Source organism: Vagococcus acidifermentans (genome assembly GCF_003987655.1).
Lineage (GTDB): Bacteria > Bacillota > Bacilli > Lactobacillales > Vagococcaceae > Vagococcus_B > Vagococcus_B acidifermentans.
In genome coordinates this window covers 51921-70975 of the sequence record NZ_NGKC01000008.1, presented here as the reverse complement: position 1 = coordinate 70975, position 19055 = coordinate 51921, and the positions used below count along the sequence as shown (strand labels likewise).

Here is a 19055-nt window from a genome sequence, read left to right as displayed (position 1 = left end):
AAGCAATGCTCTTTTGTAAGTTTCCGACAATTATCTCCCATGCAGTCCTTTTCTTTTCTGAATTTTCTTAACTTTTTCAGGCGTCACATCATTGCCTTCCGGATCAACCACTTTCATGGATTCGATATGATGACGCATGCCTGTTCTGAACACTTTGATATATTCTTCGCGGAGACGCTTCTGCTCTGCTTTTTCAGCCGGCGTCAGGCCCTCTGCTTTGGCTTTTTTAGCCAAAAAATTAATGCGGGTCATTTTTTCTTTTGATAACATGTTCCATTCCTCCCAGATAGTCATATAGTATCGTAATTTATGCAAAAACACAACGAATGCGAATGCGAACGGATGTTTGATTTTTAACAGCGGTTATGGTAGACTTTAGTAAACCACCTTAAGTGAGGGATATTCATGACAAACAAACGATCAACGCGCCAGCTTCAGGTATTACAATATATTTACGACCAGGTCGAAGAAAAAGGATATCCGCCGACTGTCCGTGAAATCGGGGAAGCGGTCGATTTATCCTCCACCTCGACAGTTCACGGCCATTTGTCCCGTTTGGAAAAGAAAGGTCTTATCCAGCGCGATCCGACAAAACCGCGCGCCATCGAACTGACTGCCGCCGGTTTGAAATCCATCGGCATCCGTCCCAATGTCATTCCGATGCTGGGAACTGTCACAGCCGGGGAACCGATTTTGGCAGTGGAAGATGCGTCTGATTTCTTCCCGATTCCGCCTGATTTGAAGTACGAGGACAATTCGCTCTTCATGCTGACGATCCGGGGCGACAGTATGATCAACGCCGGAATATTTGACGGCGACCATGTGATTGTCCGTAAGCAGGCAACTGCCGACAACGGCGATGTTGTCATCGCCATGACCGCCGAAGACGAGGCAACCTGCAAACGATTCTACAAAGAAAAAAACCACTTCCGGCTGCAACCGGAAAATGACCAGCTGATGCCGATTATTCTCGACACTGTAACAATACTCGGCAAAGTCGTCGGTCTTTACCGCAGCCACATTTAAAGCATGATTTTCATGCTTTTTTAAATTCCCTCTTTACAAAGCGAACGTTTATTCGTATAATATAGATACGAACAAACGTTCCATAACTTATGAGGTGAGAAAAATGGCAGCAATTAGAAGATATGCATTATTATTAGTGGTTTTATTGGTGGGTGTGGTTCTGGGCATGCTTGGCTGGAAGATTGCTTTGCTGACGATAGCGCCTCTGGTCCTCATCTGGTTTATGCTTTGGGATGAAAAAAGTTACCGCCGTACACAGTACAAGCGCTACTATCAGGACGGCTATGTCTACAAACACCAGCAGTAGCTTGCCCCGTGATACGACGCAGTGCCTTTTTGACTGACCGTTTATTTTAAAAGACAGGAAAATCTTTGACGATTTCCCTGTCTTTTTTGCTTGGCCATACGGTTAAAATTTGCTGACAATATCCTCCACGTTTTTAATCATCACTGAGATGGTGCCGTCAGGATTGTTGATGAACTCCACCAGGTCTTTGTTTTTAAACACGTCAACAGGAATCGACAGTTCAATCCCGTTGGCTAGTTTAAATTTTTGTTTGCTGTATTTTTTTTCATATTTCGGCACGTCCATCGGCACATGCTCCGTAAAGCGGGTTTGCGCCATTTTTTCCAAATACTCGGTTTTGGCTGAGGCATTGTCTTCAAATACGACGTCGGCAATATGCTCTTTACTGATGATGCCGTCTTCTTCGATGCTTTCAAATACGGCCTGCTGCACATTGGACATGCTGATGAATTTTTCTTCATTGTATTTGTCGGCGACTTCCTTCACCGCCTTTTTGACGATTTTAATATTCTCCGTCACCGTCGGAGTCGGATCAACTTGTAAAAACCGCTCCGACCACAGCTGGACTTTCTCTCCTTCAAACAGATACTTCTTTTCAACCAGCTGCGTTTCCAGCGTGTCAACATTAATCAGGGCAAATTCATCCAGTTTTTGGGTCAAAGCAGGGAGTATCGTTTTATTGACAATGATATTATTGCGCATTTCATCGTCCACATAGTCCACATAATGGGTGAAAAAGGGCTTGTAGTTCAGCTTGACCAGTCCCAAAAGCGGCTCCTCGTCAAACGTGCGGGCGGTAAATACCAGCAAGTCGCCGCCGGGTATATCTTCCCCGACTGCAACCAAGTCAAACAGCAGCTTTGCCAACTCGCTGCTCTGGTCAACGAAATCGAGGGCGTCATTGGTGACGACTTGCGCCACATCGGAACTCTCCGCCAGCTTGCCGAGTTTGACATCAGCTTTTTGCAGACGTTTCACAATACTTTCCAAATAATTTTTGACTGCATACTCAGTGATGTCCAGTTCCTTTTGGGAACAGACCAGTGTATTGGCTTCCTTGTCCAGCACATGCAGTATCGCTTGTGTGATTTCCATTTGTCATGTCCTCCTGCTTGCGACAATAAAAAGAAGGAAGTACATTCCTTCTTTTCATTGATTACTCTTTTGTTTTTGGTTTTTTCTCAGCGCGGATCTGGTCGCTCAAGTCGAGAATCAGCTGAGTCAAATCATCTTTCACTTCCGGATGTTGCAGACCGTATTCGATACTGGTTTTCATGAAGCCGAATTTGTCGCCCACATCATAGCGTGTTCCTGTGAAATTCAAGGCAAAGACGCGTTGGATTTTATTCAGCGAATCAATTGCATCGGTCAGCTGAATTTCTCCGCCTGCGCCGGGCTTCTGATTTTCCAAAATGTTGAAAATCTCCGGCGTCAGCAAGTAGCGTCCGATAATCGCCATATTGCTCGGTGCTTCTTCAACCGGCGGCTTTTCGACGAAGTTGATGACATTGAACACATTTTTGGCGACTTGTTCGCCCGGGTTGATGATGCCGTAGCGGTTTGTTTCTTCGCGCGGCACTTCCATGACAGCAATCGTTGACGCATGAGTTTTATCGTAATTGGTCATCAGCTGTTTAGTCAACGGAACCTTGTCAGACATGATGTCATCGCCCAGCATGACGACAAACGGCTCATTGGCAACGAAGGATTTTGCCTGCAGCACAGCATGCCCCAAACCCAGCGGATGGGATTGGCGGATAAAGTGCAGGTTCAATCCGGTCGTTTCTTCCACCAGCTTCAACAATTCCGTCTTGCCTTTTTCCTTCAGATTCATTTCAAGTTCCAAGTTGGAATCGAAGTGGTCCTCAATCGGCCGCTTCGCCTTGCCGGTAACGATTAAAATATCTTCTATACCGGCTTCTCTGGCTTCTTCTACGATAAACTGGATCGTCGGTTTATCAACGATCGGCAGCATCTCTTTGGCCATGGCTTTGGTTGCCGGCAGAAAACGTGTCCCCAGTCCAGCAGCTGGAATAACTGCCTTTCTCACTTTTTGCATCTTCTTCCTCCTTAGTTAAACGTAAATTCTTGTTCGGATTTGTAATCTCTGAGCATGATGGCCCGTATCGCGTCGTCAACGTCGACATCATTGTACAGCACATCGTAAATCGCCTGTGTGATGGGCATCTCGATTCCCATCTCCTGCGCCAGTTCATAAGCGGCACGGGTGGTGGAAACACCTTCCACAATCATGCCCATGTTTTCGAGGATACCGTCCAGCTTGTGCCCTTTTCCGAGCAAATCACCGGCACGCCAGTTACGCGAGTGGACGCTGGTGCAGGTGACAATCAAATCGCCGACGCCGCTCAAGCCGATAAATGTCAGCGGGTCTGCGCCCATTGCGACACCAAGACGGCTGATTTCCGCCAGTCCCCGGGTCATGATGGCTGCCTTGGCATTATCCCCGAAGCCTAAACCGTGCAGTGCGCCGGCACCCAGCGCAATGATATTTTTGAGCGCTGCGCCGGTTTCCACGCCGATGACATCCTGATTCGTGTATATCCGGAAATATTCATTTGAGAACAGTGACTGCACATATTCGGCAGACGCCAAGTTTTCACTCGCTGCCGTAATGGTCGTGACATCCCGGACAGCCACTTCTTCCGCATGGCTGGGGCCTGACAGCACCACAATGTCTTGCCGCTTGTCTGCCGGTATTTCTTCCGCCAGTACGACTGAAATCCGCTTGTGCGTGTCTTTCTCCAGCCCTTTGCTGGCATGGATGACGACCGGTTTGTTTTGGCACACTGCTGCAAATTTGGCTGCAACTTCACGTGTTGCTTTGGTCGGCACGACAAACAGCACCGCGTCCGCATCTGCAATACAAGCTGCCAAATCAAGCGTGCCTTTCAGTGCTTCCGGCAATTTGACGTCCGGCAAATAATGCGTATTGGTGTGGTGTTCATTGATTTCGTCAATCTGCTTTTCGTGATTGCCCCATATCATCACATCGTGTCCGTTTTCCACGAGCGTTTTTGCCAGTGCTGTGCCCCAAGAACCGGCACCTAAAACGGCAACTTTTTGTTTGATCATTCTTCTTTTTTTCCTCCGTTTAATTAGCTAGAAAGAACCCATGAAGTTAATTCTAACATACTCTTTACAGTTTTATAAGGCTTGTAAGGCAAGATTTCCGTGAGCGGCTTTTCAGACCATTCCACAAAAACGCCGCGCATCTTCGCCTGATTCGCTGCTTCGATGTCATGCCAGTTGTCGCCGACCATGATGCTCTGCTCCTTTTCTGCGCCAAGCAGCGTGACAGCTGTATCCAGTCCGTCCGGTGCCGGTTTGGCATGTTGATACTCATCGCCGCCTAAAATCACGTCAAAATAGCCAGTCAGATTCAGAGCGCTCAGCCCCCGGTTCAGCACACTCCGCTTTTTCGTCGAGACCACTGCCAGCTGCAGGTGGTGGTGTTTCAGTTCATCCAGCGCTTCTGTCACATGCGGAAACGGCCGGATCAGTTCATCGTGCTTTTCCTGATTGAATGCCCGGTACTCATCCACCAGTTTTTGCGGATCCTCCGGGTAGACTTCGGCAAAAACGTCGTAGAGCGGCGGACTGTTAAACTTCCGCACGCTGTTCAAATCATACTGGCCGGGAAAATACTTGTCGAATACATACAGATAAGATTCCGCGATCAAGCGGTTCGTATCCCCCAGTGTGCCGTCAAAATCAAATAAAATCGTATCAATGGCCGTCATAATCACTTCTCCTTTTTACGGTCATAATAAGGCGATTGTACCACTTTTCTGCGGTAAACAATCAGTCCTGCCGCCGCCAAGAACAAGACTGCCGACAACAGCTGCGAAACCCGCAGCTGTCCGAAAACCATCAGACTGTCGGTGCGCATCCCTTCGATAAAGAAGCGTCCGAATCCGTACCACAGCAAATAGCTGAGAAAAATCTCGCCTTCGCGGAAAAATTCTTTCCGGCGGCGCAAAACAATCAGAACGATAAAACCGAGCAGGTTCCACAGACTTTCATATAAAAAAGTCGGCTGCCGGTAAATGCCGTCGATGTACATGTTGTCAATGATAAACTCAGGCAAATGCAGGCCTTCCAGAAAACTGCGGGTCGTGTTGCCGCCAAATGCTTCGTGGTTCATGAAATTTCCCCAGCGGCCGATGGATTGCGCAATAATCACGCTCGGTGCTGCGACATCTAAAAACTTCCAAGTTGAAATAAAGTGGTAGCGTGTGAAAAAGTAAACCACCAGTCCGCCGGCAATCAAGCCACCGTAAATGGCCAGTCCGCCGTTTCGAAAAGCCAGAATCATCAGCGGGTTTTCCAGATAATAGCGCCAGTCATCAAAGATGATATAGTACAGCCGTGCGCCGATAAATGCCAGCGGCAGCGCCCATAAAATAAAGTCGGTGATGTCGTCTTCGCGCAGTCCGACTTTGACTGCTTCTTTGTTGGCCAGCCAGACGGCCAGCACAATGCCCGACACGATGATAATCGCGTACCATTTGATGTCGATGCCGAAGAATGTAAATGCCGTCGGATCAATATATGCTGCCATGCTCTTCTCCTCACTTCGTCTCGTTTGAATTTTCCTCTATCAGGCGTGTCAGATTTTCTTCGAATTTTTTCGAAGCGTCGTATCCCAGACTCTTTGCCCGAAAATTCATGGCCGCCACTTCAATCATGATTGACACGTTACGCCCGGTTGAAACAGGAATTGAAATTTTCGGCACTGGTACATTGGCCAGAAGAATCGTTTCCGGCTCGCTGCCAAGGCGGTCGAATGAATTGTCCTGCGTCCAGTTTTCCAGATTGGCCACCAATGATATGTGGGCATGGTTTCTGACAGAACTGGCACCGAACAGATTCATCACGTCGATGATGCCGATACCGCGGATTTCCATTAGATGTTCCAAAATTTTCGGCGGTTCGCCGATAATCGTCCGTTCATCTTGCTGATAAATATCCACGCGGTCATCCGCAATCAGCCGGTGTCCTTTTTTAATCAGTTCAAGTGCGGTCTCGCTTTTGCCGATACCGCTTTGTCCCTGAATCAATACACCTAAGCCGTAAACTTCGACCAATACCCCGTGGATTGTTGTCCGTTCTGCCAGCTTGCTTTCGACAAAATTGGAAATCACGCCGGAAATCCGCGATGTCGGGATTGGCGAACGTAGAATCGGGATGTGCTTGTCGGTTGCCACTTTGCTGAGCTCTTCCGGCACTGTTAAATCTCTTGCAAACACAAAAACAGGCGTTTCTTCCCCGCACAGACGCTTAAAGATAATGTAGCGTTCCTCTGAGGTCATTTGGTCAGAAAACGTGGATTCTTTTTTACCGAATAATTGAATGCGGTCGTGGGCATAATAGCTGAAATAGCCTGTCAGCTCCAGACCGGGTCTTGAAATTTCGCTTGATTTTATTTCACGCTCCAAATAGTTGTCGCCGGAGACGACTTCCAGCTGGAGTTCATTGACTAATTCCTTAACTGTTAACACAGATTCACTTCCTTTTTTCGCTTTCTTTCTAACTGTTACATTTTATCATTTAATAGCGGATTATTCTAGCTTTCACGCCTTGTTCCACTGTGAAAGCACACAAAAAAACAGCGGCAGGTGTTCTTTTCCTGTCCGCTGTTTCATTGTCTTGTTACGATGCCCGCCGCAGAATCTCTGATAATTTCAGCTCTTGCGTCGATGTTACATAGTAATCAGCATCTTTCATTGCCTCTTTCGTGCCGACCCCGACCGAGAACATCCCCGCACGGTTGATTGCCTCTATCCCGGCTTCGGCATCTTCCACGCCGACACATTCGGCCGGCGCCAAGTTCAGCTGTTCCGCTGCTTTGAGAAAAATTTCCGGGTCAGGCTTGCCGTTTGCCAACTCTGCCGGGTCAACGATTGTATCGACTTGAGCCATCAATCCCAGCCGTTCCAAAATAAACGGACCGTTCTTGCTCGCTGATGCCAAGGCAATGCGAATGCCGGCTGCCTTTAAATCCGCAAACAACTCGCTGATGCCCGGCAGGATATCTGCCGGCGTCACCTGCTGAATCAGTTTGACATACTCGTCGTTTTTCTTCTGAGCGAGTGCTTCTTTCTGCGCCGCATCATACATGTCAGACTGATTGCCGTAGGCCAAAATCCTGTTGAGCGAATCCATCCGCGAGATGCCTTTTAGCTGTTCGTTAAATGCGCGGTCCAGCTCAATGCCCAGTCCGGCTGCCAAATTTTTCCAGGCAATATAATGATACTCTGCCGAATCGGTGATGACACCGTCCAAATCAAATACAAATCCTTTAATCGCCATCATCTTATCCTTTCACTGACTGTCATTTTTTCTTACAATGTCACGCGGCTGCTGTCTGTCAGACGCATTGGCTGCCCGCAGACGGTCACATCAAGCGCAGCACCTTTGAGTAGTTTGAATACCACTTCTCCCCGCGAAACAGCCACATCAATCAAGCGGCCGCGGTAGTTGATTTTGAAGCTGTAGCCTTGCCAGTTTTGCGGCAAAAACGGTGCAAAGGTCAAACTGCCGTCCAGCGTCCGCATCCCTGCAAAGCCGTGGACAATCGACAGCCAGCTGCCGCTCATGGAAGTGATGTGCAGGCCGTCTTCTGTGTCATTGTTGTAATTGTCCAAGTCCAGACGGGCGGTCCGGGCATACAGCTCGACAGCTTTTTCTTCCATCCCCAGCTCGGCAGCCAAAATGCTGTGCACGCATGGCGACAAGGACGATTTGTGAACCGTCAGCGGCTCATAGAAATCATAGTTGCGCTGTTTTTCTTCCAGTGTATACTCGTTATTCAGGAAGTACAGTGCTTGCAGCACGTCTGCCTGTTTAATGTACGGCGAGCGCAGCACTTTGTCCCATGACCAGTTCTGGTTGAGCGGCAAGTCCTCTTTGGAAAGTGTCGACACCGGCTGCAAGTCCTTATCCAAGAACGTATCGTGCTGCACGAAAATGCCCAGCTCCTTGTCCTCAGGGTAATACATCTTGTCGATGATGTCTTGCCATTTAGCCTGCTCGTCTGCTGTGACCGCCAACTCTTTTGCCTTGTCAGCAGCTACTTTTTTCAGGGACTCGAGCGTGTAGCGCAAGACCCAGACGGCCATCGTATTTGTATACCAGTTGTTGTTGACGTTGTTTTCATATTCGTTTGGTCCCGTCACGCCGTGAATCATGTACTTGTCGTTGCGTGCGGAATAATGCACACGGTCTGCCCAGAATCTGGCTATGGCAACCAGGACGTCAATGCCGTCTGTCACCAGATACGCTTCATCACCTGTATACATGGTGTAATTGTAAATGGCATGGGCAATCGCGGCATTTCTGTGAATTTCTTCAAACGTAATTTCCCACTCATTGTGGCATTCGACACCGGTAAAAGTGACCATCGGGTACAAAGCACCTTTCAACCCTTGCTGGCGGGCATTGTGAAATGCCCCCGGCAGCTGGTTGTGACGGTATTTCAGCAGCTGCTGTGTGACATGCGGGTCTGCCACCGACAAATACATCGGCACGATATACGCCTCCGTGTCCCAATATGTCGCACCGCCGTATTTTTCGCCGGTAAAGCCTTTCGGTCCGACATTCAACCGCTCGTCCTCGCCGTAATATGTCGAGAAGAGCTGGAAGATGTTGAAACGGATGCCCTGCTGTGCTTCATCGTCGCCGCTAATCGTCACATCGGCTTTTTCCCAGCGCTCGGCCCAGACGGCCTGATGTTTTGCGAATGCCTGGCCGTAACCTTCAGCAACAGCATCCTCCAGAATCAGCGCAGCCGTTTGGCTGTGAGCCTCTTCGGCGACATCACGGCTCGTGACGACCGCCACATATTTCTCCAGACTGACTTCGCCGCCGGCTTCCAGTGCGACTGTGTACGTCTCGCTGAGGTATTTTTCCCTTTGGCCGGTATGTGCTTTGAGGATGTTGCCGTTTGAGGACACTTGGTTAGCCATCATTGTCGTGACACTGAACTGCGGCACATCAAACGGGTTTTCTTTGGTTTCCATCGTCAAAAACGGATATGGCTGTGCCGCACGGGCTGTTTCATTCCAGAAAACTTCCTCGTAGTTGCTGTCCTCGTTGACCACATTCCCGTCCATATAAGGGACCAGCTGTACTGAGGCACTGCCGGCAAGCAAGGAGATGTGCACGTTGATCAGTGCCAGCTCTTTGGTTGCAACGCTGACGAAACGTTCGAACGCCAGCTTCGCCACAACACCGTCAGGAAGCTCCACGGTATAATTCCGTTTGAAGATACCTGACTTCATGTCCAATTCGATGTAGAAGTCTTTGTGGGCAACCGTGGCCAAATCGATTTTGACATCATTGATGATAATGTCGACACCGATGAAGTTCGTAGCATTGATCACTTTGCCGAAGTAATCAGGGTAGCCGTTTTTCCACCAGCCGACCCGTGTTTTATCAGGATACCAGATTCCTGCGATATATGTCCCCTGATGGCAGTCGCCCGAGTAACCTTCTTCAAAGTTGCCGCGCATGCCCATATAGCTGTTGCCGATGGCGGTCAGACTCTCCTGAAGTCTGACATTCTCTTTGTCGAAAGCTGAACACGTCAGCTTCCAAGGGTCTATATCGAAAAGTCGTTTAAACATGTTGATTTCCTCACTCTTTCATTTTAATCATTTGTTTATCCTGAAATTTAGTTTTCGCAAACACTGCCAGCAGCATCAGTACCATGCCGAACGATTGAACCATCATCATCACAATCACATCAAACTGAACGAACCCGGTTATCATCGCAGCAAGACTGCTGAGACCGAGACAATTCAAAATGAGATTGACTGATTCTTTGTACGTCCGGATAGCCGAATAGCTGCTCATCCGGGTCAGCCAGACAAAGGCGGCGACGCCAAGGACGATCAAGAAATTGCTGACAACGATGAGCCCTCCGGAAACAGCTGTCGTGGTCAGCATCAAGTTGACCCTGTTGCTCAACTGCCACTCTTGGCTGACGGCTTCCTGCAGCTCCCGGCTGTTTGCCGGCTTTGTCCAGTCGAAGGTTTTGGAATACGGCACTGTGAACACGGCTGCACTGCCGCTTTTCAACAAGATGGCCTCATGTGTCACATTGATGCCCTTCGTCAAACCGTCAAACTGCGTCTGTGTCAGGTTGACGCCCACTGTCTGCTGGTCGTTCATGAACTCTGCAGGCTGATCTTCAGGTATGGCGCCATCTTTTAGCACCTGCTGCAGGTGCTCAAATGTCTGGTCATCCAGTTGTTCGACAACCCCCGGCATGACATCTTGCAGCTGAACCGCGGGATGAGCTGCTGCATGAAAGACAATCGGGTTGATGAGCAGCATATTAAGAAAGATAAACACGATGACAAGCTGCAAAACAGTCAATGACCGGCGGTTGGCAAATGCTTTGGCCGGATGGATAATCGACTGGAAATAGTTCACTGGAAAGGGCACTTTCTTCATTGTTTTTCCTTATCCTTTCGTTCCTCCTGACAGCAAGCCGGACACAAAGTTTTTCTGCAAGAAGAAGAATAAAATTGAAATCGGCAAGGCAATCAGAATGGCTCCGGCTGAAAACAGTGCAATCTTCTGGTCTTGCGGATTGCTGATAAACGTCTGCAAACCGACCGCAACGGTGAATTTTTCAGGTGTTCTCAGCAAGAATTTTGCCAGCATGAAGTCGCCAAACGGTCCCATAAACGCCCACAGCGCCTGAACGGCAATCATCGGCTTGACCAGCGGCAAAATGATTTGTGCAAAAATCCGGACATGACCAGCACCGTCCAGTTTGGCCGACTCGTCCAAATCAATCGGCACAGTATCAAAGTAACCTTTCATCAGCCACGTATTCATCGGGATACCGCCGCCGATATAAATCAGTGTGATAAACCACGGACGGTCAAGGGCATCAAGCAGCAGTGCCATGACATAGAAAGCGGTCAAAGCGGCCATCGTCGGCACCATCTGTACAATCAGAAAGAATTTCAAGCTGTTTTTTCTGCCGACAAAACGGTAACGGCTGTATGTGTAGCCGGCCAGCGTAATGATGGCGACCTGACAGCACATGGTGACAATGGCGATGATCAGCGTGTTTTTATACCAGTCGCCGTAAAGCGTTTCGTTAAACAAGCGGTTGAAGTTGTTAAGCGTCCATTGGCTGTTGAAGTCCAAACTGAAAGCACTGATGTTCCCTGTTTTAAACGCAGTACTGACGGTTATCAGCAGCGGGTAAATAATCACGATTGACAAGCCGACTAAAAAAAGATACGTAAAAAAGCGGGTCAAAAAGCGATTCACTTTAACTGATTTCAGCTGGTTCATGTTACATCCCCTCCATATCAAATGCTTTCGTCCGTTTGAAGACAATCATCGAGACGCTGATGACGATAATCGAAATCAAGAGTGTCACTGCGGCAGCGACTGAGTACTGCGGCGAGCTACCGGTGGTCAATTTGTAAATCCATGAAATCAAAATATCCGTTGAACCGGCACCGGCGCCGACACTGCCCGGTCCACCTTCGTTAAACAGGTAAATCATCGAGAAGTTGTTGAAGTTGCCTGTGTACTGCGTGACAAAAACCGGTGCCGCCACAAAGAGAATCATCGGCAAGGTAATATTTTTGAACCGCTGGATAGCATTGGCACCGTCGATTTTGGCAGCTTCATACAATTCTGACGGAATCGATTGGAGAATCCCTGTCGTCATCACGTAAATATAAGGGAAGCCCAACCAGCCTTGAATCATGATGATGGCGACTTTCGTCCAGAACGGGTCGGTTTTCCACGGGATGGCATTGATATCAACGAACGGGAGATTATTCAACAACGGAATCACTTGTGAATTAATCGCGCCGATACTGTCATTGAAAATATTGGAAAAACTCATGATCGTAATAAACGCCGGCACCGCCCACGGCAGCAGGAAAATGACGCCGAAGATGCGTTTGCCTTTAATAAATTGCTGGTTGGCAACTACCGCCGTGAAAATCCCCAGCACGATTTGCAGCGTGGAGGCGCACAATGTCCAAATCACTGTCCAGCTTAAAACTGAACGGAATGTCGCCCGATAAGAGCTTAAAAAGAAAATACTGAAAAAGTTTTTAAACCCGACCCAGTCAATCAAGTTGGCCGGCGGGATGTGATAAAAGTCATAGTTGGTAAATGCCATAAACAGTGTCACCAGCACAGGGAACACGATCGCGATCGTCATGACAATATACGCAGGAAATGTCAGCAAATACGGGAATCCTTGGTCAAAAAGATTTGCCAAAATAGCTTTAGCTGACGTGTTGACCGGTTGTCCGGAATTCCACCGTTTTGCAATAATGCGGGCATCACGAATATTGATGGCGTAAAAAATAAGAAACAGAACTGTGATAATCAGCTGCAGGGTACCTTCAATCAGTAAAAACAGCGAGTTGTCTTCAATCGGTGTACTGCCGAGTGTTATAAATCCTTTAATTGCACTAAATCCAAACAGAAACAGTTCGACAACAAATGCAACAGTAATCAGTAAAAACAGGACACCCTTCAGCGGCTGTTGATTATAAAATTGCCCCAAGCCAGGAACTAGAGACAATAATGTCGCTTTTTTTACATCTTTGTTTTGCTGTGTTTTGTCCATCATTTTTCTCCTATCTTATAAAAACGGCAGAGAAGCGATGCAACTCTGCCGTTTTATAACATTTAGTTGCCGTATTTCTGGGCAATACTTTCCTTGATTGTCTGTACCGCTGCGTCCGCAACTTCTTGGACTGATTTCTTGCCGGCAGCAGCATCAAACATCAAGTTCTCACCACCGGTCCAAACTTCGCCCATCTCTGGGATATTCGGCATCGGCGACGCATTTTCATACTGAGCGATAACCGCTTGAGTCAAGGCATCATCGCCTTTGGCAGCTGCATCGCGTGATTTATTGTTCGCTGGTACTTCATTTGTCATTTCGTACAATTTTGTCTGGTTGGCTTCGTTAGTCACGTAGTCAACAAATTTTTGAGCGACTTCTTTGTTCTTGGAGTAGTTGCTGACAACCCATGCTTTACCGCCGCCGAATGCTTCATACTCGTTTCCGTTTACTAATGTCGGAATCTTCGCTGTGCTGAACGGCACGCCGGCTTCTTTGTACGTGTTGGCTGCCCATGGTCCGTCAATGATTGCCGCAGTGTTGCCTTTTGTAAACTGGTCTGTTACAAAATCACCGGCACTCTTGATATCCATCATGCCTTTTGGCCAAACATTCTGAAACCAGTTCACTGCGTACTCGATACCTTCGATCGCCCCTTCATTGTTCAAACCGATTTCTTGCGGGTTCGTGCCGTTATCGCCGAAGACGTAGCCGCCGTAGCCGGCAATCAGACCGTAAGAGAAGTAGAAGTCGGTCCATTTAGCCAGGAAGCCGACGTTTTTGCCTTGTTCGCTCTCAAAAGCAAATTTGTCGTCCTTGGCGATTTCTTCCAATTCGTTAAATGTTTTTGGTGCTTCGTTTAATAATTCTGTATTATAGTACAAAATCAATGTTTCGATAACTGCCGGTGCCCCGAAAAACTTACCGTCAACAGTGACTTGCTGTTTGTCTTTATCATTGTAGATACTGTCGTCCGTCAATTTAACTTCTGCCAAGTGTCCTTGCTGTCCCAAAGGTCCCAAGCGGTCATAAGCTGACATCATGACATCCGGTGCTTTGCCTGCCGGACCGTCTAATGACAGAGCATCCAGCTGTTCAAACATGTCGCGTTCTGTAAGTTTGATTTTAATGTTGTTTTCTTTTTCAAACTCGCCCTTGATTTCTTCTAAATAAGGGATGTAACCTTTATCGACTGATATTTCTAAACCTGTGTCCTTTGCGGCTGTGTCTTCTTTCTTTTTGTCATCACTGCCGCAAGCTGCCAAACCAAGTGCCAAACCGGCAGTCAGCAAGCCTAATCCAAACTTCTTAAATGATACGTTCATTACATAAAGCCCCCTAAGTTTATGATTTCTTTTTTTCCACACACTTATTCTAGTTTGTTATCAGTAACACTGCAACCGTTTTTACACTGTTACCGATAACAGAATCACTCATTGGTTTTAGCGACGACCAAAAAGCCTTTTTCGCCAATCGTCAACCCTTTTCCTGTCTGCGTCACATTTTGACTCATGATGATTTTCTCATTATAACCCAGAACGACGGCATGTCCGGCTGTGCCGCGGTTAAAGTAAGCATCGATGACACCATCCGGGGATTCCCGGCGGAAAATCAGGTAATTATCGTCGTTATTAACATGCGTGAACGCCAGTCCGCCGTAAGAGAGAATCGGCTGATACGCTTTTCTCAGCGCAATCAGTGCTTTGGTGAATGACAGCATATCCAAGTCCTGCTGTTCCTCTTCCCAAATCATGCAGCGGCGGCAGTCCGGATCATTTTCGCCCAGCATGCCGACCTCTGTCCCGTAATAAAGACAAGGTGAGCCGTGCTGCAGAAATGTGAAAGCCAGTGCCATCTTCGCCACATCCTTATCTTCTCCGCTGACGGTCAAAAGACGCGCCGTGTCGTGCGAATCAAGACAGTTGAACATCACTTCATTGGTTTGCTGACGGTACAGCATCAGCTGTTCATTCAGACCGCTGACCATTTTTTTAGCTGTGATTTCCTCTTTGACAAAGAAATTCAAAATCGTTTCTGTATAAGCGTAGTTCATCACCGCATGAAACTCATCGCCGTTCAGCCAGCTTTGAGACGAATGCCAAACCTCGCCTAAAATATAAAAATCCTCTTTCAAGGCTATCGTCGCCTGATAAAACTGTTTCCAGAAATGATGGTCGACCTCATTTGCCACATCCAGCCGCCAAGCATCAATGTCAAACTCTTTAATCCAATACGTCGCAATGTCCAGCAGATATTCCTGAACTTCCGGATTGGCGGTATTTAATTTAGGCATCCGCGGAGTAAAGGCAAACGTATCGTAGGAGAGCGTTGTCGCCCCTTCGAAGTTACCGTTTTGTCCGTATGCCACCGGGAAGCTGTGGATATGGAACCAGTCTTTGTAGCGCGACTGTTCCTCATGTTCGACCACATCTTGCCACTGCGGCGCATAGTAGCCGGCATGGTTAAAGACCGCATCCAGCATGATGCGGATGCCGCGCTTGTGCGCCTCGCTGACCAGCTTTTTAAAGAGCGCTTTGTCGCCGAAAGCCGGGTCAATATCAAAGTAATCAATGGTGTCATATTTATGATTGGAATAAGCCGTAAAAATCGGACAGAAATAAATGCCGTTAATGCCTAAATCAACCAAATAATCCAAATGATCGATGACGCCTTGCAAATCTCCGCCGAAGAAATCTTCACGTCCCGGCAGTTTGCTGCCCCACGGCAGTGTGCCTGCCGGGTCGTTGCTCGTGTCGCCGTTGGCAAAACGTTCCGGGAAGATTTGATACCAGACAGTTTCCTTCACCCACTGCGGTGATTTGAAGCGGTCGATTTCATGGAAAAACGGCATCCGGAAATAATTTTCCGCTTTGGCCAAAACAGCCTGGCTTACGTCAAATAATCCTCTGTCGCCGTAAAACACTTCCTCATCATCTGCCCCGGTAACATGAAAAGCATACTGGATACGGCGGAATTTGGCTGACACTTCAATAAACCAATAATCGTAGTCTTCTGTTGACGCCAAAAGTGTCATCGCTTCAGACTGCTGATACCATTTGTCCTGATCTATCAAATAGGGGTCGCCGGCAATTAACCTCACTGCCGCAACATCTTTATGTTTAGTGCGCAACCGAATATGAAACCGGTCCTTCTCATATAAATACGCGTATTCACTGTCCGGTCGATGTAATAAAGCTGAACGTTCCATATATTGTTCCCTCCTGAAATTAGTCTTCGTACACAATCACTACCACACCATAAGGCGGCAGACGGTGCACATTTCCTGAAAAGTCAAAATTAGCCAGTATCTCATTGTACTCCGGGTCAGCCGGCAGCCACGGTGCAACGGACTGTTCTTCGGCAGTCAGATTGCAAAGAATCACTGCCCGTTCATCCTGCCAGCTGCGGGTATAACCGAAGAGTGTATCAGCTGTTGCTAAAAATTCAATACTGCCTTCAGTAAACAGCGGCCTGCGCTTCAGTGCCAGCAAGCTGCGGTAAAAGTGCAGCACACTGTCTGCTGCGGCTGATTCCGCCGCAACATTATAACGCGACTCCTGATTAACCCCTAACCACGGAGCAACATTGGAAAAGCCGGCAAATTCGCTGTCGTCCCACTGCATGGCGCCGCGGCTGGCTTCTTTATGCTGTGAAACGACAAGGTGCATAGCTTCCGCCTCAGAACAGCCCTCCGAAAGCAGCCGGCGTTTCTGTTCGAGCGCCCGTTTGTCCTGCAGCTTGTCCACATCAGACAGCACGAGGTTTTTCATGCCGATTTCTTCACCGTACAATAAAACGGGGATACCGCACTGCAAATACATCAGCGCTGCCAGCATCGTTGCGCTCCGGTCACGGTAGACAGTGTCATCGCCAAAGCGCGACACCAGTCTTGCCATGTCGTGATTATTCCAATAAAGAGCCGGCAGCTGGTCAGCAGACAGTGTTTTTTGCCAGTCCATCATTGTCTGTTTAAACAGCTGGACAGCCTGCGGGTCCTTCAGCCCGTCCGCACTGGATTCAGCAAATTTAAAATAATTAAACGAAATCACACTGCTGCACAAATTATTTTCCGGCTGCGTATAGCGGCTGCCCAACTCAGGTGTTGCCGAAGCCGCCTCTCCCAAAATAAACAAATCCGGTTTGATAGCTTTAACCCCGCCGATAAACTCCGATAAATAATCCAGCACACCGGGAAGGTTGGCATAATATTCTTCAGCCAATGCAAGTTCACCTTGAGCAAGCCCCGGCAGTTGTTTGTTAAAATCGTCTTTAATAATATGAATAAATGCGTCCAGACGCAGCCCGTCAATCCCCTTTTCAATCCAGAAAGCAGCGATGTCAAGCATGGCTTTACGGACTTCGGGGTTGTGCCAGTTCAAGTCCGGCATCTCCTTGTCGAACAGATGAAAATAATATTCGCCGCTCGCTTCATCCTTTTCCCAGACAGAACCGCCGAAAAATGATTCCCAGTTATTGGGAAGACCGCTGTCCTGACTGCCCGGGTGCCATAAATAGTAATCCCGGTAAATATTATCCGGCCCTTTCAGCGCCTCCTGAAACCAGGGATGTTCGCGTGAGGTATGATTCAATACAAAATCAAACATGACCTTCATCCCCCGTTGATGCGCTCCGGCAATCAGCATTTCCACATCCGCCATCGTGCCGAAAAGACTGTCGACCGCGTAATAATTGGACACATCATAGCCGTTGTCAATCTGAGGTGAAATAAAAATCGGGTTCAGCCAGAGTGTTTCCACACCCAGTTCAGACAGGTAATCAAGTCTCCGGATGATGCCCGGAATATCGCCGATGCCATCATCGTTGCTGTCTTGGAAACTTTTCGGGTAGATTTGATAAACAATTGTCTGCCGCCACCATTCCTGTGCCATTTTATTCCCTCCTTTTCTTCATTCACTTGACAGTCTATGAAATGTTACGCACAATTACAATAGCAAACTCGTTGTTAACGGTAACATTTTAAAAGAAAAGCGCCGACTGATTAAAAACGATAGCTTTATTAGAATTTTTTTGCAACATATTTAGAAATCTGGTATTTCGGTGAAAAAATGACTATAATATGAATAGACAATTTTAAAATAGAAAGAGGAAAAAATGGTTACATTATCTGATGTGGCGAAAAAAGCCAACGTATCAAAAATGACGGTGTCCCGGGTGATTAATCACCCAGAGCTGGTAACCGATGAACTAAAAGAACTGGTTTTTCAGGCAATGAAGGAATTGAATTACCAGCCGAATGCCGCAGCCAAGGCGCTTGCCAAAAACATGACACAAGTGGTCAAATTATTTATTCTAGAAGAAATGGATACAACCGAACCATATTACATGCACCTTTTGACAGGAGTTTCCCGCGAACTCGATAAGCATCAGTATTCCTTGCAGCTGGTCAGCGAAAACAGTTTTGATATCGGCCAAAGCGACGGCTACATCATCACCGGCATGCGCAGCAGTGATTACGAATGGATTCAGCGTCTGGAAAAACCGCTGGTGCTGTTTGGCGAAAACCGCTTCGGCATTGATTTTGTCGATACCGACAATGCGGCGGGAACCGCAATGGCTACCGAACATGCACTGAACAGCGGCTATAAAAACATCGTGTTCATCGGCATAGATGTCAAGGAAACCTTCGAGTTTTCCCGTGAAGCAGGCTATATCAATACCGTGCAGCAGCGTCAGCTGGTCCCGGAAATTCACCGGTTCGAAAACCGGTCGCGCTATTCGGCTGCTTTTATCGAAGAAAACTTCCATAAATTTGAGAAAAAAACAGCCTTCGTTTGCAGCAGCGACCGGCTGGCCATCGGCATCCAGCGCGGGCTGCTGAGAAAAAAAGCCCGGATTCCTCAAGATTATGGCATCGTCGGCTTCGACGGCGTTTTTCTCGACCAGATAGCCTATCCCCGCCTGACGACAATCAAACAGCCTGTCGTTGAAATGGGAAAAGCATGCGCACAAATGCTGTTAAACAAAATTTCACAGAAAAATGCCCCGCAAGGCAATAAATTGTTTTTGCCGGAATTGGTCGTCCGCGGCAGTACGGATGCATCAAAAGAATAACACAAATAG

The 19055-nt window shown here is 47.8% G+C and carries 18 protein-coding genes; 3 read left to right on the top strand and 15 right to left on the bottom strand.

Annotation, left to right across the window (positions count from 1 at the left end; all coding sequences use genetic code 11):
• Positions 1-30 precede the first annotated feature (30 nt).
• Positions 31-270 (bottom strand): DUF896 family protein, encoded by a 240-nt coding sequence (locus CBF27_RS08165; protein WP_126813824.1) that lies wholly within the window; start codon positions 268-270, stop codon positions 31-33.
• 135 nt (positions 271-405) lie between these two features.
• Between CBF27_RS08165 and lexA the strand changes: the two genes are divergently transcribed.
• Both lexA and CBF27_RS08155 read left to right on the top strand, forming a co-directional pair.
• Positions 406-1026 (top strand): transcriptional repressor LexA, encoded by a 621-nt coding sequence (gene lexA, locus CBF27_RS08160; RefSeq protein ID WP_126813823.1) that lies wholly within the window; start codon positions 406-408, stop codon positions 1024-1026.
• A 103-nt stretch (positions 1027-1129) separates the two neighbouring features.
• The gene (locus CBF27_RS08155; RefSeq protein ID WP_126813822.1) at positions 1130-1333 is read left to right on the top strand and encodes a hypothetical protein; all 204 of its coding nucleotides are present in this window, start codon (positions 1130-1132) and stop codon (positions 1331-1333) included.
• A 102-nt stretch (positions 1334-1435) separates the two neighbouring features.
• Here CBF27_RS08155 and CBF27_RS08150 read toward each other — a convergent pair whose 3' ends face one another.
• The 14 genes from CBF27_RS08150 to CBF27_RS08085 all read right to left on the bottom strand — a co-directional run bounded on the left by CBF27_RS08150 (position 1436) and on the right by CBF27_RS08085 (position 17863).
• Positions 1436-2428 (bottom strand): nucleoid-associated protein, encoded by a 993-nt coding sequence (locus CBF27_RS08150; RefSeq protein WP_126813821.1) that lies wholly within the window; start codon positions 2426-2428, stop codon positions 1436-1438.
• Between the two features lie 61 nt (positions 2429-2489).
• Entirely contained in the window at positions 2490-3392 is a 903-nt protein-coding gene (galU, locus tag CBF27_RS08145; RefSeq protein ID WP_126813820.1) for a UTP--glucose-1-phosphate uridylyltransferase GalU, read from the bottom strand.
• An 11-nt stretch (positions 3393-3403) separates the two neighbouring features.
• Positions 3404-4423 (bottom strand): NAD(P)H-dependent glycerol-3-phosphate dehydrogenase, encoded by a 1020-nt coding sequence (locus CBF27_RS08140; protein ID WP_126813881.1) that lies wholly within the window; start codon positions 4421-4423, stop codon positions 3404-3406.
• A 26-nt stretch (positions 4424-4449) separates the two neighbouring features.
• Positions 4450-5094, bottom strand: coding sequence for an HAD-IA family hydrolase (locus CBF27_RS08135; protein ID WP_126813819.1), 645 nt, complete (start codon positions 5092-5094; stop codon positions 4450-4452).
• Between the two features lie 2 nt (positions 5095-5096).
• Positions 5097-5915 (bottom strand): prolipoprotein diacylglyceryl transferase, encoded by an 819-nt coding sequence (lgt, locus tag CBF27_RS08130; protein WP_126813818.1) that lies wholly within the window; start codon positions 5913-5915, stop codon positions 5097-5099.
• A 10-nt stretch (positions 5916-5925) separates the two neighbouring features.
• A complete protein-coding gene (hprK, locus tag CBF27_RS08125; RefSeq protein WP_126813817.1) occupies positions 5926-6855 on the bottom strand; it encodes an HPr(Ser) kinase/phosphatase in 930 nt (309 codons plus the stop codon).
• Positions 6856-7006: 151 nt separating this feature from the next.
• Complete coding sequence (gene pgmB / locus CBF27_RS08120) at positions 7007-7669, bottom strand: beta-phosphoglucomutase (RefSeq protein WP_126813816.1); 663 nt, start codon at positions 7667-7669, stop codon at positions 7007-7009.
• 29 nt (positions 7670-7698) lie between these two features.
• The gene (locus CBF27_RS08115) at positions 7699-9987 is read right to left on the bottom strand and encodes a glycoside hydrolase family 65 protein (protein WP_281273680.1); all 2289 of its coding nucleotides are present in this window, start codon (positions 9985-9987) and stop codon (positions 7699-7701) included.
• A 4-nt stretch (positions 9988-9991) separates the two neighbouring features.
• Positions 9992-10813 (bottom strand): hypothetical protein, encoded by an 822-nt coding sequence (locus CBF27_RS08110; protein ID WP_126813814.1) that lies wholly within the window; start codon positions 10811-10813, stop codon positions 9992-9994.
• A 9-nt stretch (positions 10814-10822) separates the two neighbouring features.
• The gene (locus CBF27_RS08105) at positions 10823-11671 is read right to left on the bottom strand and encodes a sugar ABC transporter permease (RefSeq protein ID WP_126813813.1); all 849 of its coding nucleotides are present in this window, start codon (positions 11669-11671) and stop codon (positions 10823-10825) included.
• A 1-nt stretch (position 11672) separates the two neighbouring features.
• Entirely contained in the window at positions 11673-12977 is a 1305-nt protein-coding gene (locus CBF27_RS08100; protein ID WP_126813812.1) for a carbohydrate ABC transporter permease, read from the bottom strand.
• 59 nt (positions 12978-13036) lie between these two features.
• Positions 13037-14299, bottom strand: coding sequence for an extracellular solute-binding protein (locus tag CBF27_RS08095; protein WP_126813811.1), 1263 nt, complete (start codon positions 14297-14299; stop codon positions 13037-13039).
• 104 nt (positions 14300-14403) lie between these two features.
• The gene (locus CBF27_RS08090) at positions 14404-16182 is read right to left on the bottom strand and encodes a glycoside hydrolase family 13 protein (RefSeq protein ID WP_126813810.1); all 1779 of its coding nucleotides are present in this window, start codon (positions 16180-16182) and stop codon (positions 14404-14406) included.
• A gap of 19 nt (positions 16183-16201) precedes the next feature.
• A complete protein-coding gene (locus CBF27_RS08085) occupies positions 16202-17863 on the bottom strand; it encodes an alpha-glucosidase (RefSeq protein WP_126813809.1) in 1662 nt (553 codons plus the stop codon).
• A gap of 223 nt (positions 17864-18086) precedes the next feature.
• Between CBF27_RS08085 and CBF27_RS08080 the strand changes: the two genes are divergently transcribed.
• Positions 18087-19046, top strand: coding sequence for a LacI family DNA-binding transcriptional regulator (locus tag CBF27_RS08080; protein WP_126813808.1), 960 nt, complete (start codon positions 18087-18089; stop codon positions 19044-19046).
• Positions 19047-19055 lie beyond the last annotated feature (9 nt).